Below are 26,153 nucleotides of genomic sequence, written 5' to 3' on the forward strand. Positions count from 1 at the left end.
AGTGGAAAAGTACCAAATAATAAACTTTCATCTTATAGAAAGTCTAACCTTTGTCCCTTAATGATAAATATTTATGTACAACGGCTTGAGAGAGACAAGTTGATGAATCAACAAAGGAAACATCGCTGGATTTTTTATCTGTTACAACATTTAAATCTGTACATGCAATGATTGCGGTATCAATCGTTTCAGCTAATTCTGAGTATAATTCATCCCATAATTGAAAGGACTCATTGATTTGACCTTGTTTAATCTTTACTATTATTTGATTCACATAGGTTTGCCAACTATCTTGATGTAAAAAATCATAACCTTCTCTTACTAGGGCATCTTGAAATATTCCAGACTGTACCGTTGGATTGGTAGCTAGAAGGGCCACTTTTTTTGAGTTTTTTGGTATGTTCTTTATTGTTTCATCAATCATGTTTAATACGGGAACGGAAACAGAATTTATTATTTGATTAAAGTAGATATGTGCCGTATTACATGGTATCGCAATAAAATCAACACCTGTATTTTGAAGTTTCTGAGCACCATTAATAATTGCCAATTCCATTTCATTATGATTGATTGGTTTATCCATGTAGAAAGGTGTTGGGCATGAATAGATCATCATGTGTGGAAAATCAATGTCGTTTACTGCTCCATAAATCTTTTGGCACTGGTCTACGACTTTATCTACAAATGGTCCAGTAGATTTCGGTCCCATTCCTGCTAATATTCCAATCATAGTTTTTCCTCCCTAAAATAATGTGTTCCTATCAATTATTTTTCATAGCCTTATTATACATTTATATTTTAAATCCTTGTTCCATTATCCTGTCCTTTTAGCTAAAGAAGAAAAAGCCACCAAATTGGCGGCTGAATCTTTGCCTCTTTTACCCTATAATTTAAGTACATATCTACATAATTATCTTTCATTTTACTCTATATTTTAGAAAAGTGTTGAAAAATATAAATTTATGAGAAGCCATTTTAACTTCCATTCATTCGTCTTTAGAAGAATGCAAAACAAACATCAAGATAGATTGCCAGGATAGACTTGACCGCAAGCAGGTAAACGGCACCTTATCTTTGTCCAATATATTCCTCCACTAACTCATCGGGAATCATTTTTGGCTTTGCTATTGTTACCGTTTTTGCCTTTTTTTACCTTGGTTTCGGGCACAATACTTGGATTATTATTGTTACCGTTTTTGCCTTCTCACCTTGGTTTCGGGCACAATACTTGGACTATTGTTACCGTTTTTGCCTGCTTACCTTGATTTCGGGCACAATACTTGGACTATTGTTACCGTTTTTGCCTTTTTACCTTGTTTCGGGCACAATACTTGGACTATTGTTACCGTTTTTGGCTGCTTTCCTTGATTTCGGTCACAATACTTGGACTATTGTTACCGTTTTTGGCTGCTTACCTTGATTTCGGGCACAATACTTGGACTATTGAGTCAAGTCCATTTAATTGTGTAAAAGTGTTAACAATATTTTCGAGTTAATTCAACTTGTGTAATGAACTATATTATTTCGAATTTACTTTGAGGGGTGGGCATGATAGCCTGGAGGGTAAACCAGGTGTTGTAAACTCCTGGCTTCCTGGCTTTTTATCATGCCTACTGGAGGCTCAAAGTCAATTCGAAATTAGGCTTTTACACTCTGTATGATAGAGTTAATTATCTTTTGATTTTTTTAAATATGGGTAATCCTTTGACGTCCATTCTTCATTAATATCCATCAATACTGAGCCAATAATCCTTATGGCAGACTGATCATTGGTAAAAATACGAATGACTCTTTCTCTTCTACGGACCTCTTGGTTTAATCGTTCTAGCATGTTGGTTGTACGTAAACTTATATGATACTCAACCGGGTGTGCAAGAAACTGGATTGCATCTTCAAAACCACTGTCTAAGATGTCTATGGTTTTGGAAAAGCCTTTGGTATCTTGATATTTTTCTACAAAACGATTTTTCAAATCTCTCACAACATCCATATCTGAGTTTTTAAATAAACATTTTAGCTCTTGCCTAGCTTCAGCTGTTCCTTTTTTAGGTAGCGAATCCAGGAGGTTTCTTATGAAATGGACCGTACAGCGTTGCCATGAAGTACCTAAAAATGTCTCTTTAATAGATGAAACTAAGCCACTATGAGCATCTGAAATAACCATTTTAGGAGATTGAAGTCCTCTGGATTTTAAATACTCAAAGAAGAAAGACCAGCTTTCTGTGGACTCCGTATGGTTAATTTTTAGGCCAATGATTTCTCTATGGCCACCTTCGGTCACTCCAACAGCAATGTGGACACTCTTTGAAACGACTTGTTTGTTTTCGCGAACCTTAATGTACATGGCATCAACGTAAATATATGGGTAATAACTTACGTTTAGTGGTCGGTTTCTCCATTCATTAATTGCAGGGTCCAATGTTTTAATTAGGTTAGAAACAAGTGATTTAGACACACTTTTCCCACATAATTCTTCTACAATTTTAGTCACTTTACGTGTGGAAACACCATTTACTACCATTTCAATCATGGATAGAATTAATGCTTGATCGCAGCGTTTAAACTTTTCAAAGATAGTCGTAGAAAATTCACCGTCTCTAGTTCGAGGAACTTTTAACGTAAGTGAGCCCGCACCAGTCATTAATTCACGCTCATAATAACCATTTCGATACCCTCTACGTTCTTCTGTTCTTTCATGGGAAAGAGCATTGATATATTCGTCTCTTTCTTTCTCCATCAAAGAATTTAAAATTAATGTCAAAGAGGCTTTTACGGGTGATTCAAGTGAGCTTTTTTCAATTTTTTCTTTGAGATCTTCTAAATTTATAGTAATATTTATTTGGGTCATCATCATGTCCTCCGTAAATGGTTTCTTGGTCGAAAACATTGTAACACGGGTCATGATGATGACCTATTCTTTTTACACAATTATATGGACTTAATCGACTATTGTTACCGTTTTTGCCTTTTTATCTTGTTTCGGGCACAATACTTGTAAAGATGAATTGTAGCTTTATATTTTTTTATTCATCACTGTGACATTTTCCGCTGCAACAATTACTATTGATAATTTATCCGTTTGTACTAAGCGCCAACAAGCGTTTTAGGTTGTCATCAATGAATTTATTATCGACACTGTTGATTCCACGACCTGCAAAATGGCCCCAGATCGATTTGATAGGATTAAAAACAGCATTAGGTATAAGCTTAGCCTCGTATTTGTTTTCTTCCGCCGTACAGAATAGATCCGTGTTCCCAGGCATGACACAAGCAAGTGCTTTAATGCTTTTAAGTGCCTCATCGAAATCACCATTATAGACGGGGTTTGCACTAATATCTGCAAATTGCCCTGTCCATAACATGGCCAAAACATCGTGCGGATCCATCTTCATAAAGCTATCTTCCCAGACACCGGCCACAAAATCTTCCAATGAAGCATATCCCATATCACGATAAAGTTCCTCTCTGTAATATGCCTGTGATAAGCCCCATCCCGCATAGACACGGCCAACAGCGCGCATGTCTGCGGAAGTCAATTGGTTTAGTTTACTTGAATTAAAGCCAACTGCAGCCATGAGCGCAGCTTTCATTCCGTCCAGGACCACATACGTTTGCGGCCAAGTCTTTGCACCTCCGCAAAAAGGTGCAATTCGTTCCACCATGTCGGGGTAACTTGCCCCCCATTGGAATGATTGAATGCCTCCCATTGACCAGCCAACTACAAGAGCAATCTTTTGAATGCCGAATTTTTCTGTCACCAGCCGATGTTGTAATTTAACGTTGTCAAAGATGGTTACCTGAGGAAAATTAGCCCGGTCGAATGGGGGCGGTGTGTTACTAGGAGACGAAGATAATCCGTTTCCCAGCAGATTTGGAACGATAATGAAATATTCTCGCGGATCTAATGCCAGACCGTTTCCAATCAACCATTCATTCTGAACATGTTGGTCGCCAAAAGCAGTTGGATAGACAATCACGTTATCTTTCTTTTCATTCAATTTCCCATAAGTCTTATAAGCAAGAAAAGCACTCGGTAACGTCACTCCTGATTGCAAGGTAACGTCACCCAAATCAAAAATTTCATAATCCATAGTATTGTCGCTCCCTTCTAAATGAAACACAAACATCTAGAATGTATTTCTTGTTGTTAGTATAAACCTGTGGTAATCTCAAAAAAAGTGAATAAAATTCAAAGGAGTTTTCAAAAATATTGAAAGTACAATGGGGGTAGTATGATGGAATTGCGCCAACTGATTACGTTCCGCATGGTTGCATCAACATTAAATTTCAGTCGGGCAGCGGAAGTTTTGAATTACGTTCCCTCCAACGTCACGATGCAAATAAAAGCATTGGAGGAAGAGCTTGGAGTTCGTCTCTTTGACCGTTTGGGCAAGCAACTCGTTCTCACCACTGCGGGTGAACGCTTTTTAACACATATCCAAAGTGTCCTTGAGAAATTGGATGAAGCTCGCAGTGTTGTGCATGACAATGAAAATCTAAGCGGCACCTTAACGATAAGTGCTAATGAGGTTCTCTGCGCCTACCGGCTTCCAGCTGTCTTCCAGCTTTTTCGTTCGCGCTATCCGGGAGTTCGTCTCATCTTCCGCTCTGTTCCAAATCAAGAACTCAAGCAAACACTCTTTGAGGGAACCGCGGATGTTGTCTTTATGCTGGACGAAACCATACTCTCAACAGGACTTACAGTGGAACCGCTACAAGAAGAAACTTTCCGACTATTCGTTGCTCCAGACCATCCTCTCGCAAAACCAACGGCCCTGCAGCTGGAGGATTTTCACGGAGAAGTGTTCCTGGTCAATGAAAAAGGTTGTACCTATCGAACTATGTTTGACCGGTCATTTGAAAAAAGAGGCATTGATGATATTACTTATTTAGAGTTTCAAAATGCCGAAGCCATAAAACAATGTGCAATTGCGAGAATCGGTATTGCCTTTCTTCCGGAAATAACAGTGGAAGCTGAAGTTGAACGGGGTGAACTTGTTGCTCTACCATGGCAACTTCCGGACTTGCACGTATATACACATATGGCATGGCATAAAGACAAGTGGCTTTCACCAATCATATCATCTTTCATAGAAACGGCGAGAGAAGTTATAGAAGTGAATAAAACCGTTTAGCCAATTCATAGATATTTTCCCAACTACTGTGGTTCTCTAAATAAGCACTTACTATCAGACGTTTTAATATTCACAAAAATAGTAAGGCATCTTGGTTTGATAATTAAGATGCCTTACTTATGCTCCTCCTATAAATAATGAGGTATTTTTGCAGTTTTATTTAATAGAAGATTCTAACAGCCATTTACTAAGGTCCTGATATTCCAGATTCCAAGTTCGCCATTTTATTTTCACAGAAAAAAGCAGCTGGTTTCTAAAATCTTGCCCCATATAGTTGAAACTAATTGGATGCATTCTATAAACAACTTTATTTTTTCTTGTAATAATAGAGGTGATCTTTAATTTTTCACGGTTCATTTTTACCCAAATGGATCGTTTATTGTATCTACTTTTAGCGCGTCTGTTAATTAAAGGAGCAAAAAGGCTACAGAAAAACCTTGTTTAGAATCTTCCGTTACCTTTTTATTTACTTTATACATACAGTGTGTATAATTTTATTCAATTGTTAGTTTACGGATTCGAGTCAATTCTTTATGAACCAAACGGTGACTTGGGTTAAGGTTTCCTGCTGCATCTTTTCCAAAAACTCCAATTAAAACATCATTTATATCTCGACTAGGACTGATTTTAATTTGGACCTCAAATTCAAAAGCATTTGAAACATCGGAAACATGGAATCCTGAGGAATTTGGTGAGATTGTTAAAGTGGCTGTGTCTATTAATGTTTTAGTTCCATCTAAACGAAAAACTTCAATCTTAGCGGTAATTGTCGTATGTTTATGGTTATTTAAAACTTTGGTATAGACTGTGGTTGATGACTTTGCTGCTGAAGCATCTATTTGGTTTTCAAGTGGCCCAGTAGAATAAACTAATGACATATTTAAATCCACCTCCTTTCTATTTTCTAGTGATATGATATGCTGAGTCCTGTCATTTCTATTGGATAAGTATAATAGTCAACTATATCTTTTATAATGGGAATTTTGTTTTTACTAATAATGATTGTTCATTTACCTGCCAGTTTTGACTAATTTTTATTACCTCGGGAACAAAAAGTCCTTTCTTCTTTGGCCATTCATATAAATTCTGACGATATTCATAAATTTTCTTATTCAGGGATATTCCTTTTCTAAAGATCACTTAATCATAGCTCCTAAGTAGATTTGTAAAAAAAGTTTTTGCTCAACGGCATGTCTCCTCTTTAACATCATAGTCGGAAAAAACTCATTAATATGCTGGATTTCTTTAAAAAGTAAAAAAAGGAAATAAATCGTGATAAGCCGTTCCCATTATCATCTTTTGGAGCGACTATTTTACAAAAGTAAATGCTTTCACAAAGTTAAAAAACATAGGGAAGAAATTATTGTGAGTGTTCTAATCGGTTCTGCAGTGTGCTATCTTCTCTTCATTTCTGATTGCGTTATGGATGCAACTCAGCTCTTCTTTAATTAACAGCCTGGTACCTCGATCTATTCAAGCTCCGTATTTGTCTAGTATTCATAAGATATATTCGGGAAAATATGTTCACAAGAAAGGTGGAAAATAGGATGAGAAATGTTAATTATCCTTTCGGTGTTTATGGCAAAGAATTCAGAGGGAATGCTGCTCCGTATGGGCCGTTCGGCTTTTACGGTCCCGGTCGTTTTGGTGGTGTTGGAGGCGGTCTTGGCTTGGCTTTCGGCGGTTTAGGAGCTGTTGCTGGCTTAGCCGGAGCTGCATATGGTTTACGCGGCCTTGGATTGGCGTTAGGAGCAAGGCCTCCTTTCTTCTTTTAAAAAAGGCTTTGTTAAATTTTATTATTGTTTTTCAGGCAAATAACATGGGAACGTCTGATTTCTGTAATCTTTCCAGTGTATTTGAAGTTTATTGCCATTCGGGTTATAAAAGTGGAAAAAGGCATGACGGTCATTAATGTTTAGTAAATTTATTTCAGGACTTTTAACACCAGTGCTGACAAGTGAAATTTAAAATAAGCGGAGTTTTTCCGAATAAACAAAGCTAATTTACCCATTTTCCCGTTTTTCGAGTCAATAGTCGGAATCCTTCCGTCTATTTAAACTATTTTCAGTGCTATTTCCTCATTAAGAGAAATTTCTCCGCTTATTGATCAAACTCGCTTTAACTTTACAGATGCTTTAGCGAAAAAAATTGAAAAAAGGCTTAGAGATATTTGCATTTCTAAGCCTTTTAATTCAATATACTGTGATTATTGATGTGAAATTTATGTGATTAGGTTTGTGATTTACCGTTATGCACCTCACAAGTGAACCCGTGAATTAATCCCAAATTATTATTTTTTCAACACGTAGTAACACAAATCCGATTCAATCTCACTTCTAAATAAATCAATGGCTGTCCAGCCTTTATGAAAATAATGTGAGAATACTTCTCGAGTGCCATTTCTCCACGATAAAGCAAGCTCGGGATCATTTTTTTTCATGCTTTGAACGTCACTTGGCACTGGGATAAACAGGTAATCGTCTGCAGCATCCTTCTTCAAATCTATTTCCGCAGGAACCAAATTCCCATTGGAATCACGGTCCGGCTTTATTAACATATTCCCTACCTTATACTGAGCTGGTCTTGCAGGATTCTCTTCCTTTATCCACCATTCAACCGTAAATCGATCAGAAGGCATCCCTTGATTTAAATTATCCTGCATTTCTCCATAGCAATTTTCTACATAAATAGAACACCTTGCACCAAGCTTGTGCAGATTTAAATAGCCATTAACGGTTTCTAATGGATCATATGTCCAGGTAATTAAGTCATACCCCTTCTTCAATGCTTCCTCTTTTTGCACGAGTTTTAACTTTTCGCCAATGCCTAACTTTTGATAATCGGGATGAATTCCTAATGTATGGGAACATAAATAGACCTTTTTCCCATCATATCCTGGAAAACTATATTGAAATCCTATCAACACATCTTCTAAAAAAGCTCCTAACGCCATGCCGCCATTCTTTATTGCCGTAATGGTTTGACTGCTTGGTATTGATTCGGACTCACTCCAAATGATGGATTCCAATCTTCTTAATTCTTCAAGCTCATCAATTGTTTCGAGTGTACGAATAACAATATTATTCATCATCTATCATACTTCCTTTTTTAAAAAAATTTGATAGCTCTTCTTGCTTAAAATCCATATCCTTCAATGTGACAACCTTTGTTTTTTTAATAAATTTCTAACCAAACCAAATGACTAAAAAGATTGGAATCCCAACATAGAAACGAGCAAACCATACCAGTCGTGTTATCCCCCAAAACGCTTTATAATCTTGACCGACTACGGCTATTATACATAAAGCTAATGTCAATATGGGACCAAAAGGGAACCATTTTGCTTTATAAGGTTAGAAATGCGAGCATCCCTATAACCGTAGTCACGTAAAGTGCATTAATAGGTATTCCGCGTACATTCACTTTTGTTAAAAATTTCGGTGCATTTCCTTTCTTCGCCATCGTCCATAAAAGCCTGCTTCCGGCATATATTTGAGAATTTGCCGTCGAAAGGACAGCCGTTAAAACAACAGCATTCATCACGGATGCTGCAAAAGCTAGTCCTACTCGTTCAAAAACGAGCGTAAACGGACTTTCTGAAACATTATCCGATTTAATAGTCTTGGATCATGGACTGTTACTGGTCCATCCCCTATTTCACCGACTACTCCTGTATGATCAGGAAAAGTTGTGACAAGACAGCCGTTTTCTTTTAAAATATTGGCTATATAACTAGTAGTGTTAACCTCTTTCCAGCTGACTTCCGGATTTTGATGTAGATAATTAAAGATATCAAAAATTTTTCGACTTAATTTAGCTAGTGTTTTTTTCATTTGTATCCCTCTTTATACATTTCGACTACAGTTGTACGGTTTCTTTTTTAATCGTTAATTCTTGGAGTGTATCCTCGTTCACTTCAACACCTAGTCCAGGTTTTCCACTTAGGATAACATTCGGAATTCGATATTCCAGATTCCCAATATCTTTGCTAAACAGTAATGGCCCTGTTAATTCCGTACTTGTGATATTTTTTCTGGCCATTGCCGTATGATATCCGGCTGCAGACCCAATCGAGGATTCAACCATCGAGCCTACTTGGCAGCTGAGACCTGCATATTCTGCGATTTTTGCCATATGTAGAGCAGGATAAATACCTGCAGATTTCATTAGTTTAATATTGATTTTATCCGCTGCATTTTTCTTGATAATTTCCAATAGCTCAAAAGTATTATGAACGCTTTCATCTGCCATGATTGGAATGATGGTCTTCTTTCTTAACTCAGCAAGACCGTTGATATCCCCCATTTTAATCGGCTGTTCCAGCCAGGAAATTCGCAGCGGTTCTAATAACGGAAGAGCTTGAGCTGCTGTGGAATAATTCTTCCAGCCTTGATTAACATCCACGCGAATCGGTACTTCATATCCAACAGCTTGTCGAACTGCTTTGATTCGTTCCAGATCTTTAAAAAGATCAAAGCCAACCTTTAGCTTTAAAGAGCTATAACCAAGTGCCAGCGCCTCTTTTGCCTTGTGCGCCATGATCTCTGGTTCCTCAATGCTTAACACCTTCGCGAATGTAAGCTCGTTGTGATATTTTCCGCCAATTAGCTCATATATCGGTTTATTTGTATATTTCCCCATCAGATCATAACAAGCGATATCAATCGCTGCCTTTGCAGAAGAATTAGCATGGATTCGGCTATCCATCATGTCGTGAATTTTTTCAATAGAAAAAGGACTTTCTCCCATAATAGCAGGCAATAATTGGTGTTTTAACACTTCAATCACGCTGAAAAAGGTTTCACCCGTAACATTTTCATCTGGGACTGCTTCTCCATAGCCCACCAATCCGTCATCCGTTTCCAGTTTCACGATAATGGATGGCATGAAATCATATGTAACATAAGAAATAATAAATGGTTCTTTTAATGGCAAATGAATTCCAACGATCTCTGCTTTCGTAATTTTCAATAGAATTCCCTCCGTATTAATTGTCGTTTGGTTGTCGCTAATAGGTTATTTTTATAATATACTGTCAATTCACGAAAATCAATCATGAAACAAAATATTTTTTTAGTTTATCTGATATATTATAAAGTGCTCGCGGACGCCCAAGATCATATGGCTGCTCCTCTCCCGTTACCATCAATAATTCTTTTTCTAGAAAACGTTTAATTATTCTCTCGGCCGAACGCCTGCTCACTTCAAAATAATCAGCTAATTCTTGTGCAGAAAAGGAACGAAATTGCTGGAGCCGAATAAAGTCAAGAAACCGATTCAGATTTTTCGCAGTCATTTTTAGACTTTCTGATAGGTTTTGAATTTCCTTATCTTCATTCTTTAAGGAAAATTGTTTTTCATTTTCAAACAATGGCCCAATAAGTTTTTTGTCTTCATCCAATAGAAATATTTGTGTCTTTTCTTTTGAATGTTTTTCTGAAAAAAATAATGCTTCGTTGGCATGGTTTTCTGCATCATTCATGGTATATCCGTAGCCAATCCCAATTTGTAGGCTGGAATTTATTTTGCCTTCAAGCTCCAGAACCTTTTGTAAGCTTTTTTCTTTCAAACCAGTCTCTAATGAACCCCGATTGGTATAAATCAAAAAAGGCTGATGCTGCTCTAATGACACCCTCGCATTTAATTGCTTTGCGATTTCATGCAAATATTGCAGTAGCTTAAGGCGAAATTCTTGCTCACCATGACTGGTAGGATAATTCATTACTTTGATGGAAATTACAGCAATTTGCGAATCCTTTGTTTTCTTAAATTTTGTTAGCGTAACCGCCCTCTCCAACGTTTCCTTTAACGATTGCTTAGTCTGTACCATATAGATAGATGGAATCGATAATTTCTGAAGCTCCTCATATACAGCGTGGATACTCGTTAAAGCAAACTGTGTTTTTCCCTGTTTATATAGATCCAAGTGAAACTGAATAAATTGAGAAATATCTAAGGATTGTGTTTGTTCTTCTAAATGAAATATCCAAGGGTAGTCCTTTACTGACATAGTCAGATCCGTAATATGTATTTCTTTTAACACATTCTCTAAAAATTCCTGTTTAGGTAAATCTATCGATATTTTTTCCAACGGGATTTTTTCGTGGAAGTAGATTGAAAATAATGATAAGGAAAGGACGAATTCATTAAAGGAAACATAAGTAGCCATTAATCGATATTCCTTCATTTTTTTCTGTCCAAAATAATAGGCAATTGCGCCGGAAAATAGTAAAAAATCAACCTCTTTGCCTGCCTTATCTAGTAAATGGTCAATATCCCATGGAGACTCATAGGAATAGTTAATAAACGAAATTTCCGGATATAAAGCATAATATTCAGAAATCGCATCTATAAATAATTTTGAACCTAATACTCCAATTGCAACCATCTTTGACAACTCCTACAATAACTCTTTTTTAAAGTATACCATGGTCATGAGGAATAGTAGTTAATTTCTTACAAGCACTGTTTTGCACATAAAAAGAACGAGAAGATGTAGAAAATCCCTCTCGCTTTCAACAGATGATTTTTAAAATTCCTGAAAAAAAGATTTTTAGCCAGGCACAGGATATTGTTTCAGCTTGGATAAACAATAAGCGATTTTATGTGCGAAATGAATGGGTGATTCTACCGATTGAAGATGAATGTACATGATTACTGGATGAGTAAACAGCCAATGATTATGAAGGGCACTTATAATGAGTCCTTGCTGAACTGCTGCATGTGTAAACGCAGGAATTTCTTCTTCAAATATCGCCACTTCTGCAATATTGAGTGCATTCCCATATTGATCCAGTGATTCGAACGTGGCATCTACTCCAAGAACGGCCGTGCTTTTCTTTCCCTGAATGGTTATGTCAAATGGACGCTTAAAATTTACAGAACATACTCCATGATCTACTTTGCTTTTACCTTGTAAAATATGTGCAAACTGTTCACAAACCGAATCAAAGTTCCCTACTCTCATTTTGTTTCCCCCTCCCCTTTGATACATATGCATGTAACATGATTGCTATGAAACATAAGGAGATAAACCTTAATATCGTCAACTCGCTTTAGGGGACAATGAATCCGTTATTTTTGCAAAAAGGCGCCAAATTAAGGGTTAAGCGGACACTAGGTACGTTATTTGTGATAATCTACAGTAAAAACACTGATTTTCTGCAAGATAACGGAACCTGTGTCCGCTAACATAAGGAAATCACCCTTTTTGTCACAAATAACGGACCTGTTGTCCGCCGATTTAGAGCTTTTAACAAACTAAGTTATTTTTCCCGATGAACGAGTGTAATTTTATAAACAAATGCTAATTCTGATTGTTTGACAGCATCTGGAAATTTCCCCTCCTCATCTTCAAATCCTCCATGTATTTCATTTTTTGAGGTACCCATCCAAGCAGCTAAATAGACAGGTGACTCCTTAATTAATTTGATTTTTTTATTTAACACATTTCCATACGAGCTCGCAGTTATTTTATTTTTTGATTCCGTTGTACTTGATATCCCATTAGTTAAACCCATGAATAGTATTAGTTTCTTTTCTTCCTGTAATGTCTGAATTCCGAATGATAGAATATCATCTTGAAACGTTAAATTTGGTTCATTAGTGCTACTCATTGATTCGTCCGTTTTTTTACCATTTACGTATTTGTCGAGTTCTATTTTTAAATCTTCGTTTTTCTTTAGATGACCATTTAACTTGAAATATCGGATAAAGTTCACACCTGTTTTGTTGATTAGGACTTTCTCTTTTTTATTTAATTCAAGTGGTTCAATGGTTAGTCCTGAAGTTTTCTGATCATCTTCTTTTTGTTGTGAGCATGATGCCAACAGGAGTACTGCCAAAACAAGAATGATGTATTTTCTATAACATTTCAAATTAGTTTCCCCCTATTTTCTATCTATTATATTATAATTATCCAGTATATACCTTTATTTTTATAAATTTCCTTATGCAACGCAAAACAAAAGCGAAAGTAACTTATTGTCACTTCCGCTTTCGGTGAATCACTTAAGATAACACCCGTAAACCTAACACTGCTGGTCGATTTTTAAATGTTTTTGGATTCACTTTAATCCTTTACAAATCAATATATTCACCAAAATAAAACTAATTAATCTTTCTACTGTAAAACTTCAAACCGTTTATTTTTAAATTTTAAATACTCTAGTCATTTGATCATTCACACTAACCAAAGTAACGGTAATATAAGGTTTTCGCCACCTCAATTTCCTTTGTACCGTGGATCAGTGCTCTTCCATCTTTGAACATTACAAGTCTATGATTACCTACTATAAAAGAAACTAGATAAGGGTTCCGTTCCACTTTTCCATCTAGTTTAGATAATGTTTGCGCTAACTTTTCTAAATCAAGTTCAACCGGTGATGGCGGCCGAATTTGAACAGATTCCCGACCGCACAAGACAGCTGTCTTGGTTTGGTTGTGATAATCTAAGTAGGGATAGGTGGGTTTCTGCCCGCATGAAGGACAATTTGCTTTTTTTAACTTATCTACAGAAATTGATGTATGTTGGTTAGACCACAAATCAAAGGAGACAAGCTTTTTTCTTAGTGATTCATAATCTTCCACAAGAATTTTTAATCCTTCTGATACTTGATATGCTACAACCATTTGTACAGTAGGGCTGATGATCCCTGCTGTATCACAGGTCAGACCCCCAATTGGCACTGAATCAAGTAAACAGTTTAAACAAGGGGTCTTACCTGGAATGATTGTATAACTAATTCCATAACTGCCTACACACGCTCCATAAATCCATGGTTTCTGATATTTTTGTGAGATGTCATTTAGTATCATTCGGGTGTCAAAATTATCGGTCGCATCCACAATTAGGTCAACATCTTTGACAAAAGCTTCGATTTCACTGGCTGAAGCATCCTGTACAAATGCTTGAATTTCCACATCTGTATTTATTTGATTTAACCGCCGTTTGGCAGCAACAGCCTTAGGAATACGTTGTTTGGCATCCTCTTCCTCGTATAATTGCTGCCTTTGAAGATTACTCCATTCGACGTAATCACGATCCACGATCGTAAGCTTGCCAATACCTGCCCGAACGAAACTTTCTGCACTTCCTGTTCCAAGGGCTCCTGCACCAATGATTAAGACATGTTTTTTCCTTATTTTTTCCTGTCCTTCTGACCCTATTGAAGAAAATAATTCTTGTCTTGAATAACGATTACTCACCCTATACTCATTCCTTCGGTTGGACTGCTTGCAGTTGCGTAGCGTTTTTTTGCTATTCTACCAGCTTCATAGCCTAGTCGTCCTGCTTGGATTGCGAGTTTCATTGCTTCTGCCATTTTTACTGGATCTGCTGCTCCTGATACTGCCGTATTCAAAAGCACACCATCCGCTCCAAGTTCCATTGCAATCGCGACATCGGATGGTGTTCCAATCCCCGCATCTACAATTACTGGAACAGTTGCTTGCTCGATAATAAAACTTAAATTCAGTGGGTTGATAATTCCTTGACCAGAGCCAATTGGAGATGCACCAGGCATGATTGCGTGCACACCTAATTCTTGCAATCTTTTCGCAAGCAGCACATCATCTGACGTATATGGTAAAACGATAAAGCCTTCCTTCAATAGTTCTTCAGACGCTTTGTAAGTCTCAAAAGGATCAGGTAACAATGTCTTCTGACAGCCGATCACTTCAACCTTAACCATGTCACATAAGCCGGAAGCCTTTGCAAGTTTTGCAATATGGACTGCTTCCTTGGCTGTTGTAGCACCTGCTGTGTTTGGGAGCAATTTATATCGGGTTAAATCTAGTTTTTCTAAAAAATTCGGTTGGCTTGCCTCAAAAATATTCATTCTTCTAACTGCAAATGTAAGAATTTCCGATTCTGATACTTCTACCGCTTCTTTCTGCACATCAAAATTTGGATACTTTCCGGTTCCTAATAATAATCTTGATTGAAATTCATATGGTCCGATTTTTAACATTTCATCCGCCTCCTACAAAATGTACAATTTCTATTTTGTCACCATCGGAAATGGGTATTTCAGAATGATGGCTTTTTTCTAAAATCTCTCGATTCAACTCTACGATTACAACCTTTGAATCGAGTTGAAAATATTGTAAAACATCTGAAACCACCTTCACGGTTTCAGGGACATCAATAAAATCCCCATTAATTTGAAGCTTCATAGATTCACCTCTTTTACACTGTTTTAAATACTCTATCGATACTAAATGCTGATAGATCAACCTGAACTGTTTTTCCTTCCAGCATATCCGCTATTAATTCCCCCGTGATGGCAGATAATAATATACCATTACGAAAATGACCGGTAGCAATCCATAAATGTTTCCACACTGGGTGCTCACCAAGATAAGGAAGACCATCTAGCGACTGCGGACGAATCCCTGCCCATGCTCTTTCCCATTCACCAGCCATAATAACAGGTACAAGTTTCTTTGCTTTTTCTATCAGGAAATGAATTCCCTCTAAAGTGACGCTTTGATCAAATGTATCTGGTGTCGATGTTGCACCAACAAGCGTACGTCCGCCTTTCTTCGGTACGAGATAACAATCATGTGAAAATATGGTTGCCGTTAAAAGTGGGCGTGGGGAAATAATAGAAAAGCATTCGCCTTTCACCGGATAAGATTTAAGGATAAGTCCTGATTCTTGAAGCAGCCGATCACTCCATGCGCCCCCCGCAACAATGACATGATTTCCATAAATTTTTCCGGTTCCTGTTACAACCCCGTTTATTTTTCCTTTCCTATGAATAAAGGAATGTACCTCTGTAAATTCTCTTATTTCTGCCCCATAGCTTGCTGCTGATTTAGCAAAAGCATGGCTTAGTTGGAAAGGTGAAAGCTGGCCATCATTTGGAATGTACATTCCTCCAAGTAAATTAGGTGATAAAGCAGGTTCTTTTTCACATAATTGTTTTCCTGTCATCCATTCCACCGTTTCCCCTGCTTGCTGCTGTGCCTCCATCATTTTTTGAAACTCCTGTACCTCTGCTTGTGAACTGGCAATCTTGACTAATCCCTTCTGCACCAATTCAATATCAATCCCTGACCTTTCCTTTAATTCCACAGCTAGATTAGGAAACATCGAACGGCTCTTTTTGGCCAATTGAAAGAGTGGGCCATCCTTTTCAAGCTCTGCTTGGGCAGCAAGCATTCCCGCCGCCGCACTTGATGCTTTGCTAGCTAAACGGTCCTTTTCTAATAGAATTACCTTTAAGCCACGTTTCGCAAGGTTATAGGAAATTGCACTGCCATTAACACCGCCACCTACAACGATGGCATCATAACATTCACTCATTTTGCTTTACCTCTTTCCCTTAACCCAAGTTGAAATGAATATTCTTTTACTGCTTGAAGGGGATTGTCCGCCAACATGACCCCAGACATTACAGCAACCCCTTGTACCCCTGTTTTTAACACCTTTTTCACGTGCTTAAAATCAATACCGCCAATAGAAATCACAGGAATAGTCACTTTCGTAGTTACTTCTCTTAATTTTTCCAAACCGCGTGGTTCTACATCAGGCTTGGATTGCGTGGAAAAAATATGTCCAAACAACACATAATCTGCACCGAACTTTTCAGCATACAACGCCTCATTTAGAGAATGAACGGAACAGCCCAACCTTAAACTTGGAAACACCCTTCTTACCGCAGAAATGTCCAAGCTATGATAAGCAAGTTGTACACCCTTTACCCGCGCGACCATTGCTACATCTATACGGTCATTGATTATTATTTTTTCTAACGGAACGCCGTTAGCGTTTAATTGATTCACTATTTCAATAAGCTCCCTGGCCGATTTCTTTTTTTCCCTAATATGAAAAGCATCGATATAAGGATGAATTTCACCTACGATTTGAACCATTTCAGAAACAGACTGCATTCCTGTTGAAATAATATGTAGCTCGGGCCTCAATTTACATCCACCAACCTCAATATTTGATAAATCTCGTACTCTATTTCATATTTAATAAGAGTGCAATCTTTTTCCTATTCCAAATCAGCTATTAATAAACTGTTGACCTTTTGCTTAATCGGCCAATCTTCCATCCGATAAGCCATTTCCCAAAAGGAGTATTCGTATTGACTGCTTATGATAAAATGTTGTGTCATTCGTTCTAAATCCGAATCCGTTACTTGCTTGGCAATCTCGTCAATACGCTGGATTTGCTCCATCACTTTTTCATGAAACCACTCACCGCCATATGCCGCAATCCATTCTTGGTAAATTGGTTCCTCTGGTGTATTTCCCTTTAATCGCTGCCCAATTTCATCATAAAGCCAATAGCACGGCAATAAGGCAGCAATTATATCACCGATATGACCTGCAAATGCCGCACGGTACAGATGAGATGTATAAGCATAAGCTGTCGGTGCAGGCTTAAATTCCTCTCTTTCAGCTTCTGTGATCCCCAATTGTTTAGAAAAATGAGCATGTAGTTTAAGCTCGGCTTCAGCCGTCCCTTGTGCGTGGACCGCCATACGTGCCGTTGTATGTAAATCTGGTGCCTTAGCTGCCCCATAAGCTTGCACCCTTGCAAAATGAGAAAGATAATACGAATCCTGTAACACATAATATCGAAAACTTTCCAATGATAGGCTTCCATCTGCAATTCCCGTCACAAAAGGATGATAAAAACTAGCTTCCCAAATGGTATCCACTTCTTGTCGTAACTGTTCTGAAAAATTCATACGATCTCCTCCAAAAAATCATTTTGTTGTGCATCCACTAGAGATCTTTTCAAAGTGCAACAAAAAACCACTTTCTCAACGCTCAAGAAAGTGGTTTTATATGGAAATTAAAATACACAAAAAATTTCCTTGTTCCACTTCCCTACGCTGGTATAAACCAGATCAGGTTCTAAGAGTCTCAAAGTCACACTTTAATCTCAGCCATTTAAATGGCACCCCTAGTGGTAAAAAAAATATTAAGTTTTCCAACAATATTTCGCTATTATCATAGCATGATTTAAATATATGTCAAGAAGATATATTGTCTAGTAATGTCTTATTTCCTTTCAACTATCTTACTTATTTAAAATGATATTTAAGTATTTTTAGATCTTCACGGATCCAACTTTTAACCACTTCATACATGATAAATACTTATCATCAAACTAACACTGGTGATCCATCAAACTTCGGCAGCCATTCCCCATGCGCTTCGATTAAATCATCACATAACGAAACGATATCATCCAACGATAATTCAGCTGATGTATGTGGATCCAGCATAGCTGCTTGATAAATGTGTTCCCGCTTTCCAGTAATGGCTGCCTCTATGGTGAGGAGTTGAGTATTGATATTTGTTCGGTTAAGTGCTGCTAATTGCTCTGGGAGATCCCCTACATAGGTAGGTGTGATGCCGCTGCGATCTGCAATACACGGAACTTCTACACATGCTTTTTCAGGTAGGTTGCTAATAAGTCTTCCTGTATTGAGCACATTTCCGCCAAATTTAAATGGAATATCTGTTTCAATTGCTTCGATAATTCTTGAGCCGTATTCTTTTGTACGAGTATGGTCTAATGACTTGTTATTTACTAAATCCTCTCTCATTCTTTCCCAATTTTCTATTTGGTTCACACATCTGCGCGCATATTCATCAAGTGGAATATTGTACTTGTCTATCAGCTCTGGATACCTTGATTTTATAAAATATGGATGGTATTCAGCATTGTGTTCGGATGATTCCGTTACATAGTAGCCAAACTTATCCATCAATTCGAATCGGACCATATCATGGTGCTTTGTTTTTTGTTTTTCTTTCGCTCTTTTCTTTATTTCAGGATATAGATCTTTCCCATCCTTTTTTACTTCTAACAACCATGCCATATGGTTAATGCCAGCAATCTTTTCCTGTACTCCTTTTGAATCTATCCCTAATGAACGAAATAACTCTTTTGTACAAACTTGGACACTATGACATAATCCAACCGTTTTGATATTTGTAAAACGATTCATAACCCCAGTTAAAACCGCCATTGGATTCGTGTAATTGAGGAATAATGCATTAGGACACACTTCTTCCATATCCTTTGCAAAATCAAGCATTACCGGAATGGTGCGCAGGTTTCGGAAGATTCCGCCTATACCGACCGTATCTGCAATCGTTTGTCTTAAACCATATTTTTTCGGAATCTCAAAATCAATAACCGTACTTGGTTTGTATCCGCCTACTTGAATGGCATTGATGACGTATTTTGCATCCCTAAGTGCCTCTTTCCGATCATGATACGCTTTGATTTGAATGTTTTTGTTTAGGTTTTCTTTTAAATTAGTCAGCATTTTCTCTGAATCACTTAAACGCTGTTCGTCAATATCAAACAACGCAAATTCAAAGCCTTCTAAAGCTGGAACTAACATACAATCTCCCAGGACATTCTTTGCAAATACAGTACTTCCGGCTCCTAAAAACGTAATTTTAGACATTATTCTCTCCTTATTTAACAGAATTTTTTTCTATTAAACTATTCCACTCTTAAGCTGATTTTTCCTTCCTTTGCAGAAGCACAGCTCCAATCACTATAATCCCTTTAAACGCCTCTCTTAAAAACGGCGGCACTCCAAATAAATTCAATAAATTATTCATTACCGCAATAATTAACATCCCATAGATGGTACCGATAATAAACCCTCTTCCGCCCATCAGGCTTGTTCCGCCTACTACCGCTGCAGCAATAGCATCCATTTCTGCTCCTCTTCCAGCGTTTGCAAAGTCCATGGAACCTATCCTAGTCACTTGAAGAATAGCCGCAATGGAAACAAGAATCCCCATTAATGCATATACTCGTACCTTAATTTTATCTACATTTACTCCGGATAGCTTTGCCGATTTTTCATTGGAACCGACCGCAATGACTTGTCTCCCGAAAACGGTTCGCTTAGAGACATAGTAAAGGATATATGCAATGATAGCCCAATATAGAATCGGCATAATCAAATATCCTCCAATGCTGAGATTGGAAACTTGTAAGAAATCCATCGGTACTGTCGGGTTGTAACCTTGCATGAATTGTTGGGTAACGCTCCTAAAGATCATCATCGCGCCTAAAGTAATAATAAATGGAGGAGTTTTCCCTTTAGTAATGGTGACTCCTATCAAAGAACCTAACAAATAGCCGAAAACTAATACCAGTAAAACCGCAATAAGATATGCAGGAATTCCCGTAATTCCTATTTGCGCCAAAAGTCCTTTCGATCCTGTATCCAAAAGGATCATTGCAAATGCTCCAGTAGCTACTAATGTAGATCCCACCGATAAATCAATCCCTGCGGTCATAATAACAAACGTCATCCCTAATGCAATGATTCCTATCCCTGCGTTATTTCTCAGGATATTAATCCAGTTATTGATCCAGGACTGAAACCAGCTGCCGAATGAATCATAATTAAATCCCAGTACCAATGTCTGCAGAATCACCATAATAATGAGCGCAATGGCCGTACTAAATAGTGGAGACTCCTTCCATTTATGACGAAACCATCGAAAAAAATTTTTATTCATCTCCAACATCCCCTCCCTTACTTCGTCAACTGGCCTCCAGTAGCAAGACTCATGATATGTTGCTCTGTCATTGTTTCTCCGGATACTTCCCCTTGAATCACTCCATGGTACATAACAAGCGCCCGGTCACAGACGCGGATGATTTCTTGTCCTTCACTGGAAAGCACAATGATGGCAATGTTTTCTTCAGCAAGTTTTAAGATAATATTGTAAATATCTTCTTTCGCTCCGACATCCACACCTTGAGTAGGGTTGTCTAAGATCAGCAGCTTCGGCTTTGCCATCAGCCATTTGGATAAAACCACTTTTTGTTGATTTCCTCCTGAAAGGCTGTTAATGCTGTCCGTTTCCTTTCCCATCTTGATTCGCAAAGCGTTTCTTTGTTGCTCAAATTCTGCTATATGTTTTTTTGTATCAATCATTCCGCGCTTTGAAAATATTGGCCAAGTCACGATAGAAGCATTTTCTAGAATATTCATATCTTTGATAATACCGTTTTCTTTTCTGTTTCTCGGCAGATACGCAATTCCTTCTTTGATTGCATGGGCAGTGCTTTTTATTTTTACCTCCATACCATTTAAGAAAATTTTGCCTGATGAAGGTTTATCTACGCCAAAGATTGTTTGAAATAGCTCACTTCTTCCGTCCCCTAAGAGTCCTGTCACCCCAAGGACTTCGCCTGCTTTAATTGAAAAATGAATATCGCGATAGTCTCGGTTGTTGGTAAGTCCCTCTACTCGTAAAACTTCCTTCCCCAGTTTTTTCTCCTTTAAAAGGGAACCTGTCCTAACCTCATATCCCACCATGTGCCGTGCCAAATCATTTGTTGTCACTTCGCTGATGTTTCCCTCTGCAATTAGCCCGCCATCTCTTAGTACCGTGAATCTATCACAAACACTCATTACTTCATTCAGTTTATGGGAGATAAAAATAATCCCAACATTCTTGTCCTTTAGCGTTTTCATCATTGAAAAGACTCGTTCAATTTCTTGGTCGGTTAAAGAGGTAGTAGGTTCATCCATGATAATAATAGATGCATTCATCATCATTGCCCTGCATATTTCTACGATTTGTTTATAGGAAGCATCTAGGTCAGACACAAATGTTTTCGGATCTAGCTGGACATTCATTTGTTTAAATACTTCTTTTGTTTCATTCATCATTCTTTCTAAGTCCAGTCTTCCTCTTTTTGTTTTTAGTTCTCTGCCAAGAAACATATTTTCATAAATTGGTAAATCATTGATGAGGTTCAACTCTTGATGGATAAAGGCAATTCCAGCCTCCTGTGATTGTGCAGGAGTGGCAAACTTTACCTGTTTGCCATCTAGACTTATGCTTCCTGAATCCATTTGGTGAACGCCGCCAAGTATGTTCATCAATGTAGATTTTCCCGCTCCATTTTCCCCAAGCAGCGCACAAATTTCTCCGCCTTTCAGAGTGAACGATACATCTTTTAATACTGCATTGCTTCCAAAGGACTTTCTAATATTTTTCATTTCTACGAACATGGCATCCACCCCTTTGTAAAAAGAGGTTATAGCTATGCCATAACCCCTCATTTGTTTATCTTTCTATAGAAACATAGATTAATATGGAGATTTATCGTCTAAGTATTTTTCATAATTAGATTTGTCAACAATTGTAGTAGGAATGATGGTCTCTTTTGGTACATCTTCTCCGTTTAACAGTTTCAACGCAATATCCACCGCATCTTTTACCATTGCCGGACTATATAGTGCTGACTCGATCCAAATGTCATTGTTATCCGGCATCATTTTAAAATATTCTTGCATTCCACCGCCACCTGTGACGACTTTAATATCGGTTCTCCCTGCTTCCTTAATTGCTTGCAGTACACCGATGGAGGTTTCATCATCCATGGAGTAAACAGCATCAATCTTTTTATTTTTCGTTAGGATATCCGAAAAGTCTTTTAGCCCGTCTTCGCGTGTAAATTTCGTAGCATAAGAGAGAATCTTCACATCAGGTGCAATCTCTTTCATCGTATCAACAAAACCTTGTTTTCTTAATTCGGAAACAGACCCGGATGACGGTACCTCCAGCATGACTACCGTTCCTGTTTTTCCGATTTTATCGACAACATACTTAGCTCCTTGAATACCCATATCCTTGTTGTCCCCTGCTACTCGGTAGACACCATCAACATTGATTTTGATATCAAAGTTAATGATTTTAATTCCTGCATCCAATGCCTGCTTTATCGGTACCTCCATGCCTTCCCATTGCGGAAATGCTACAATCGCTTCTGCTCCCCATGTTTTTAAATCATCAAGTTGGGAAGTCATTTCTTCTGCATTATTACTAGTCTCAATTTTGTACTCTATCTGTTTTCCTAATTCCTTTGCCCGCAACTCTGCATTATAGGCAACTGCAGCCACCCAGCCATGTGTAACAGCCGGTGCCAGAATCCCAATCTTATGTTTTTTTGTTCCTGAGCTTCCGCCATTTCCATTGTTGCCCGATGATTTTTCACCGCCGCAAGCAGTAAGAAGAGGCACCATTATTAAAAAGACAAGCACCATCAACGATAAAGTCTTCTTCACTAGACTTTCCCCCTTAAAATTTACAAACTATTAAAAAGTAATTCTATTGACCTTTCTAGTGCAATTTTTTTGTTAACGGGCACGTTCCCTCTTTGATCCTATAAAGAATAATTACTACATTTTATGAAACCAATTTTTTTCTTATACCGAAACTTCCAGATAACTTATCCACCTATGATTTTCTCTATCACCTTTAGTGATGCGAGTGCCTCTTGGCCAGTAATAGGAGGCTCTTTATCATAAAGGATCGATTCTATAAAAGCATCAATCACACCAGTACTTGTTTGGTTATCATTAGTTTGAATAGATTCTATTTCGTATTTGATTACGTCCCCATCCTCCGTTTCAATCAAAAGCGGGTAATCTGGATGATGATAGATTTTGATAATCCCTTTTTGACAATAGATGATGGTGGAGTTATCCTCGGCACCGTAATATGTCCATGAGAAGGAAGCCGTTCCAATACGGCCTCTTTTTGTTTTTAAAGCACAAACTACATTGTCACAAACCTTAATACGATCTCTATTTTCGTCAACTTTATCCAAAGCACCATGGAATGACTTCACATCTTCTACTACATCATCTAATAAATAGTGAATGAGATCGATTTTATGAATTCCCAGATCTCCGGCAACACCTAAGGAAGATCGTTCTTTTTTAAAAAACCAAGTTGCATTCGACTTCTCCGTGCCCCAGCTTTCCGGTCCTTTATGTCCAAATGTCGTCTTAAAAGTTAACACTTCACCCAATTCCTTGTTTTCGATGATTACCTTAGCCTTTTGATGCGCCTTCGTAAATCGTTGGTTATGATCTACCATTAATATCTTTCCAGACTGCTTTTGCGCTTTGAGGATTATTTCAGCATACTCAACATTAATAGCCAAAGGCTTTTCACATAGAACATGCTTCCCATTTAGCAAAGCATTCGAAGTATAAATATGATGTGCATCATTGGAGGAACAATCACTAATTGCCACTATCTTTGGATCCTTATAAAGTTCTTCTACCTTTTCAACTGCACTGCCATCAAACATGTTTGCCAGTTCCCTTGCTCTATCCGGATTACGGTCGAAGAAGACAATCTCATCGACATGCGGGTTTACTTTATACTCTGGTGCATGACGAAGTCTTGCGATGGAACCGCATCCAATAATACCAACTTTAATACCCAATAGACATACCCCCCTCTTAACTCATTTATATGGTTCCTTGGATTATTCATGGAACAACGTGAAGCAGAGTAGTGTATATGAATATCCATTTTTTAGAATAAGATATTCCTACTTTTTTATGGTCTTTTGTACCCATTTCTACGTTGGCAAATATTTAAATAGAACTAATCAGTCAAAAAAGTATTGGAGGATTAATCATCTTCCAAAAACTAGTAAAGATTTTGCACCGAAATATTAAATTATTAGAGAGCTTACTGGTAAAAATCAACTATATATTTCGCAGTATTAATTTCCTTGTGAATGTTTGATTGTAGATGAAAATAACTAGATATAAAAAGTGAGGAATAATGTTGAAGAATCATAGTGTGGGGTATTTCACTGGGAGCTTCGTTTCTATTATTCTAATAAAAACATAAAAGCGATGAATGTAATTTAACCCGCCCCGCAAATCCAAAACAGTAATAAAATTCGACTTTTGACACACAGAAAAAAGCATTTGATCGACTCGTTCATCAAATACTATCTTTTTACTCAATTCAAACTAACGGAACCAGTAAAGGTAGTTGTCCAACATATTTCGTTGTAACTCCTTGGAAACGTTCCATCCAGTTTTCAAGCCAATTTGGGTGCAGATTCCAAGTTGAGTTAACGGAGGAATCCATACCCTTTAACCATTTTTTCTCCATCTTTTTTATTCTATGGTTCTGTTAAACTTTAATGTTGATTATTGAACTAAAATTTTGGGAAACCCTTATAGATGGGGTTTCCCCAATACTTAATAAAATTAATGTAATCTTTAACTTAATAAGAACCCTCCAATTGACACATATAATGAAAATAAAAAAACAGCTATTAGAAACCAATCGTTTAATTTAAGAAGGAATTGATGAAATCAAACGCCCGTACATCTGAAACATGCGCGTAATGGCCACCATTCAGTTCTTTCATGCTAATATTCGAATGCTTAATTCGACTTACTTGCCGTTTTATTTTGTTTTGGACTTTCACATTACTTTCTTTACGATTTCCATAAAGAACGAGGCAAGGTACTTTAAGTTTATTTAATATTCTCGGCATGTTGAAGCGATAAAGTGCAAGAAGAAGACTCAACCCTTTTAAGGAGGATGCTGGTTGATTAGCAATAGCATTTCTCATAAACTCACTATCCTTAAGGCCTAGACTCTTAATCCTTGCTTTCATCTCTTCATCCGTTATTTCCTTCGACTCGATATTTTGACTCTCTTTTGTTTCATTACCTAAAAACTTCTGACCAAAAATTCTATGTAAAACACTAATAAGGGGAAGAAAGTATCCAACTGAACCAAACATCTGAACTGGAAATCGTTCAATTTTAGCAAATCCAATATCCAGTAAAATCAGCTTATTTACCTTTTCAGGATAATAGTATGCAAATGATAGGCCAATTCCTCCTCCTAATGAATGACCAATTATATTGATTTTATGGATTTCTTTTTCCTCTAAATAATCATTTAACCAATTTGCCGCATCAACCATTTTTACTACCCCATCCAACCCTTCGCTTCTCCCAATTCCGGGCAAGTCAATCATATGCATAGTGAACTTTTCATCCAATGCGCTTGCTATAGGCATTCCGAAATTTCCCGTCCATCCTGTGCCAGGTAAAAAAATGATGGTTTCTTTTCCCTTTCCGAAAATTTCAACATAATGTTTCATTACTAACTCCTCCGCTTATACATACAATTCAGATCGGTATTATGTATTATCACAAAATAATTTGC

Annotated in this window: 27 protein-coding genes and 1 riboswitch; of the genes, 2 read left to right on the forward strand and 25 right to left on the reverse strand. The window is 37.5% G+C overall.

Annotation, left to right across the window (positions count from 1 at the left end; translation table 11 throughout):
- Positions 1–43 precede the first annotated feature (43 nt).
- The 3 genes from AN964_RS12390 to AN964_RS12400 all read right to left on the reverse strand — a co-directional run bounded on the left by AN964_RS12390 (position 44) and on the right by AN964_RS12400 (position 4,091).
- A complete protein-coding gene (locus AN964_RS12390; RefSeq protein WP_055739975.1) occupies positions 44–730 on the reverse strand; it encodes an aspartate/glutamate racemase family protein in 687 nt (228 codons plus the stop codon).
- Positions 731–1,666: 936 nt separating this feature from the next.
- Positions 1,667–2,848, reverse strand: a complete 1,182-nt coding sequence (locus AN964_RS12395) for an IS256 family transposase (protein WP_055738254.1) — start codon at positions 2,846–2,848, stop codon at positions 1,667–1,669.
- A gap of 223 nt (positions 2,849–3,071) precedes the next feature.
- Entirely contained in the window at positions 3,072–4,091 is a 1,020-nt protein-coding gene (locus AN964_RS12400) for an alpha/beta fold hydrolase (RefSeq protein ID WP_055739976.1), read from the reverse strand.
- 144 nt (positions 4,092–4,235) lie between these two features.
- Here AN964_RS12400 and AN964_RS12405 point away from each other — a divergent pair, with 144 nt between their 5' ends.
- Entirely contained in the window at positions 4,236–5,135 is a 900-nt protein-coding gene (locus AN964_RS12405) for a LysR family transcriptional regulator (protein WP_055739977.1), read from the forward strand.
- 494 nt (positions 5,136–5,629) lie between these two features.
- On the opposite strand, the gene AN964_RS12410 is transcribed toward AN964_RS12405, so the two are convergent.
- Both AN964_RS12410 and AN964_RS25565 read right to left on the reverse strand, forming a co-directional pair.
- The gene (locus tag AN964_RS12410) at positions 5,630–6,013 is read right to left on the reverse strand and encodes a hypothetical protein (RefSeq protein WP_055739978.1); all 384 of its coding nucleotides are present in this window, start codon (positions 6,011–6,013) and stop codon (positions 5,630–5,632) included.
- A gap of 91 nt (positions 6,014–6,104) precedes the next feature.
- Positions 6,105–6,275, reverse strand: a complete 171-nt coding sequence (locus AN964_RS25565; RefSeq protein ID WP_083489333.1) for an aspartyl-phosphate phosphatase Spo0E family protein — start codon at positions 6,273–6,275, stop codon at positions 6,105–6,107.
- Between the two features lie 407 nt (positions 6,276–6,682).
- Between AN964_RS25565 and AN964_RS26705 the strand changes: the two genes are divergently transcribed.
- Positions 6,683–6,910: a hypothetical protein gene (locus AN964_RS26705; protein WP_055739979.1), complete on the forward strand. Its 228-nt coding sequence runs from the start codon at positions 6,683–6,685 to the stop codon at positions 6,908–6,910.
- A 515-nt stretch (positions 6,911–7,425) separates the two neighbouring features.
- Here the strand turns inward: AN964_RS26705 and AN964_RS12420 are convergent.
- The 20 genes from AN964_RS12420 to AN964_RS12510 form a co-directional block, all read right to left on the reverse strand.
- On the reverse strand, positions 7,426–8,226 hold the full coding sequence (locus AN964_RS12420) for a GNAT family N-acetyltransferase (protein ID WP_083489334.1): 801 nt from the start codon (positions 8,224–8,226) through the stop codon (positions 7,426–7,428).
- Positions 8,227–8,480: 254 nt separating this feature from the next.
- Complete coding sequence (locus AN964_RS12425; protein WP_083489335.1) at positions 8,481–8,753, reverse strand: amino acid permease; 273 nt, start codon at positions 8,751–8,753, stop codon at positions 8,481–8,483.
- Positions 8,699–8,968, reverse strand: a complete 270-nt coding sequence (locus tag AN964_RS12430; RefSeq protein ID WP_055739981.1) for a hypothetical protein — start codon at positions 8,966–8,968, stop codon at positions 8,699–8,701. The genes AN964_RS12425 and AN964_RS12430 overlap by 55 nt, the downstream gene beginning before the upstream one ends.
- Positions 8,969–8,993: 25 nt before the next feature.
- Positions 8,994–10,106 (reverse strand): mandelate racemase/muconate lactonizing enzyme family protein, encoded by a 1,113-nt coding sequence (locus tag AN964_RS12435; RefSeq protein ID WP_055739982.1) that lies wholly within the window; start codon positions 10,104–10,106, stop codon positions 8,994–8,996.
- An 82-nt stretch (positions 10,107–10,188) separates the two neighbouring features.
- Positions 10,189–11,523, reverse strand: a complete 1,335-nt coding sequence (locus AN964_RS12440) for a hypothetical protein (RefSeq protein ID WP_055739983.1) — start codon at positions 11,521–11,523, stop codon at positions 10,189–10,191.
- A 165-nt stretch (positions 11,524–11,688) separates the two neighbouring features.
- Positions 11,689–12,102, reverse strand: coding sequence for a DUF1259 domain-containing protein (locus AN964_RS12445; RefSeq protein WP_055739984.1), 414 nt, complete (start codon positions 12,100–12,102; stop codon positions 11,689–11,691).
- 298 nt (positions 12,103–12,400) lie between these two features.
- Positions 12,401–13,012 (reverse strand): YgaN family protein, encoded by a 612-nt coding sequence (locus AN964_RS12450; RefSeq protein WP_055739985.1) that lies wholly within the window; start codon positions 13,010–13,012, stop codon positions 12,401–12,403.
- 310 nt (positions 13,013–13,322) lie between these two features.
- Positions 13,323–14,342, reverse strand: coding sequence for a thiazole biosynthesis adenylyltransferase ThiF (locus AN964_RS12455; protein ID WP_055739986.1), 1,020 nt, complete (start codon positions 14,340–14,342; stop codon positions 13,323–13,325).
- On the reverse strand, positions 14,339–15,106 hold the full coding sequence (locus AN964_RS12460; protein ID WP_055739987.1) for a thiazole synthase: 768 nt from the start codon (positions 15,104–15,106) through the stop codon (positions 14,339–14,341). Before AN964_RS12460 ends, AN964_RS12455 begins: the two co-directional genes overlap by 4 nt.
- 1 nt (position 15,107) lies before the next feature.
- Positions 15,108–15,311, reverse strand: coding sequence for a sulfur carrier protein ThiS (gene thiS, locus AN964_RS12465; RefSeq protein WP_055739988.1), 204 nt, complete (start codon positions 15,309–15,311; stop codon positions 15,108–15,110).
- A gap of 13 nt (positions 15,312–15,324) precedes the next feature.
- Complete coding sequence (thiO, locus tag AN964_RS12470) at positions 15,325–16,446, reverse strand: glycine oxidase ThiO (RefSeq protein ID WP_055739989.1); 1,122 nt, start codon at positions 16,444–16,446, stop codon at positions 15,325–15,327.
- A complete protein-coding gene (gene tenI / locus AN964_RS12475; RefSeq protein WP_152982383.1) occupies positions 16,443–17,066 on the reverse strand; it encodes a thiazole tautomerase TenI in 624 nt (207 codons plus the stop codon). The genes thiO and tenI overlap by 4 nt, the downstream gene beginning before the upstream one ends.
- 74 nt (positions 17,067–17,140) lie before the next feature.
- Positions 17,141–17,842 (reverse strand): thiaminase II, encoded by a 702-nt coding sequence (tenA, locus tag AN964_RS12480; RefSeq protein ID WP_055739990.1) that lies wholly within the window; start codon positions 17,840–17,842, stop codon positions 17,141–17,143.
- A gap of 122 nt (positions 17,843–17,964) precedes the next feature.
- A riboswitch (TPP riboswitch) is annotated at positions 17,965–18,072 on the reverse strand.
- A gap of 190 nt (positions 18,073–18,262) precedes the next feature.
- The gene (locus AN964_RS12485; protein WP_055739991.1) at positions 18,263–19,582 is read right to left on the reverse strand and encodes an alpha-glucosidase/alpha-galactosidase; all 1,320 of its coding nucleotides are present in this window, start codon (positions 19,580–19,582) and stop codon (positions 18,263–18,265) included.
- Positions 19,583–19,631: 49 nt separating this feature from the next.
- Entirely contained in the window at positions 19,632–20,657 is a 1,026-nt protein-coding gene (locus tag AN964_RS12490) for an ABC transporter permease (RefSeq protein WP_235950758.1), read from the reverse strand.
- 17 nt (positions 20,658–20,674) lie between these two features.
- Positions 20,675–22,165 (reverse strand): sugar ABC transporter ATP-binding protein, encoded by a 1,491-nt coding sequence (locus AN964_RS12495; RefSeq protein WP_055739993.1) that lies wholly within the window; start codon positions 22,163–22,165, stop codon positions 20,675–20,677.
- A gap of 78 nt (positions 22,166–22,243) precedes the next feature.
- Positions 22,244–23,221, reverse strand: a complete 978-nt coding sequence (locus AN964_RS12500) for an ABC transporter substrate-binding protein (RefSeq protein WP_055739994.1) — start codon at positions 23,219–23,221, stop codon at positions 22,244–22,246.
- A gap of 164 nt (positions 23,222–23,385) precedes the next feature.
- Positions 23,386–24,393, reverse strand: coding sequence for a Gfo/Idh/MocA family protein (locus AN964_RS12505; RefSeq protein ID WP_055739995.1), 1,008 nt, complete (start codon positions 24,391–24,393; stop codon positions 23,386–23,388).
- 536 nt (positions 24,394–24,929) lie between these two features.
- Positions 24,930–25,079 (reverse strand): hypothetical protein, encoded by a 150-nt coding sequence (locus tag AN964_RS27610; protein ID WP_161809244.1) that lies wholly within the window; start codon positions 25,077–25,079, stop codon positions 24,930–24,932.
- A 181-nt stretch (positions 25,080–25,260) separates the two neighbouring features.
- The gene (locus AN964_RS12510) at positions 25,261–26,088 is read right to left on the reverse strand and encodes an alpha/beta hydrolase (RefSeq protein WP_055739996.1); all 828 of its coding nucleotides are present in this window, start codon (positions 26,086–26,088) and stop codon (positions 25,261–25,263) included.
- Positions 26,089–26,153: the final 65 nt, after the last annotated feature.

Source organism: Heyndrickxia shackletonii (genome assembly GCF_001420715.1).
Classification (GTDB): Bacteria; Bacillota; Bacilli; order Bacillales; family Bacillaceae_C; genus Margalitia; species Margalitia shackletonii.

Coding starts and splice junctions, on each gene's coding strand:
- AN964_RS27610 (WP_161809244.1), bottom strand. CDS start 25,079: ATGGAGAAAAAATGGTTAAAGGGTATGGATTCCTCCGTTAACTCAACT.
- AN964_RS12490 (WP_235950758.1), bottom strand. CDS start 20,657: ATGAATAAAAATTTTTTTCGATGGTTTCGTCATAAATGGAAGGAGTCT.
- AN964_RS12390 (WP_055739975.1), bottom strand. CDS start 730: ATGATTGGAATATTAGCAGGAATGGGACCGAAATCTACTGGACCATTT.
- thiS (WP_055739988.1), bottom strand. CDS start 15,311: ATGAAGCTTCAAATTAATGGGGATTTTATTGATGTCCCTGAAACCGTG.
- tenA (WP_055739990.1), bottom strand. CDS start 17,842: ATGAATTTTTCAGAACAGTTACGACAAGAAGTGGATACCATTTGGGAA.
- AN964_RS12410 (WP_055739978.1), bottom strand. CDS start 6,013: ATGTCATTAGTTTATTCTACTGGGCCACTTGAAAACCAAATAGATGCT.
- AN964_RS12485 (WP_055739991.1), bottom strand. CDS start 19,582: ATGTCTAAAATTACGTTTTTAGGAGCCGGAAGTACTGTATTTGCAAAG.
- AN964_RS12420 (WP_083489334.1), bottom strand. CDS start 8,226: ATGATGAATAATATTGTTATTCGTACACTCGAAACAATTGATGAGCTT.
- AN964_RS26705 (WP_055739979.1), top strand. CDS start 6,683: ATGAGAAATGTTAATTATCCTTTCGGTGTTTATGGCAAAGAATTCAGA.
- AN964_RS12430 (WP_055739981.1), bottom strand. CDS start 8,968: ATGAAAAAAACACTAGCTAAATTAAGTCGAAAAATTTTTGATATCTTT.
- AN964_RS12460 (WP_055739987.1), bottom strand. CDS start 15,106: ATGTTAAAAATCGGACCATATGAATTTCAATCAAGATTATTATTAGGA.
- AN964_RS12400 (WP_055739976.1), bottom strand. CDS start 4,091: ATGGATTATGAAATTTTTGATTTGGGTGACGTTACCTTGCAATCAGGA.
- AN964_RS12395 (WP_055738254.1), bottom strand. CDS start 2,848: ATGACCCAAATAAATATTACTATAAATTTAGAAGATCTCAAAGAAAAA.
- thiO (WP_055739989.1), bottom strand. CDS start 16,446: ATGAGTGAATGTTATGATGCCATCGTTGTAGGTGGCGGTGTTAATGGC.
- AN964_RS12440 (WP_055739983.1), bottom strand. CDS start 11,523: ATGGTTGCAATTGGAGTATTAGGTTCAAAATTATTTATAGATGCGATT.
- AN964_RS12405 (WP_055739977.1), top strand. CDS start 4,236: ATGGAATTGCGCCAACTGATTACGTTCCGCATGGTTGCATCAACATTA.
- AN964_RS12495 (WP_055739993.1), bottom strand. CDS start 22,165: ATGTTCGTAGAAATGAAAAATATTAGAAAGTCCTTTGGAAGCAATGCA.
- AN964_RS12445 (WP_055739984.1), bottom strand. CDS start 12,102: ATGAGAGTAGGGAACTTTGATTCGGTTTGTGAACAGTTTGCACATATT.
- AN964_RS12510 (WP_055739996.1), bottom strand. CDS start 26,088: ATGAAACATTATGTTGAAATTTTCGGAAAGGGAAAAGAAACCATCATT.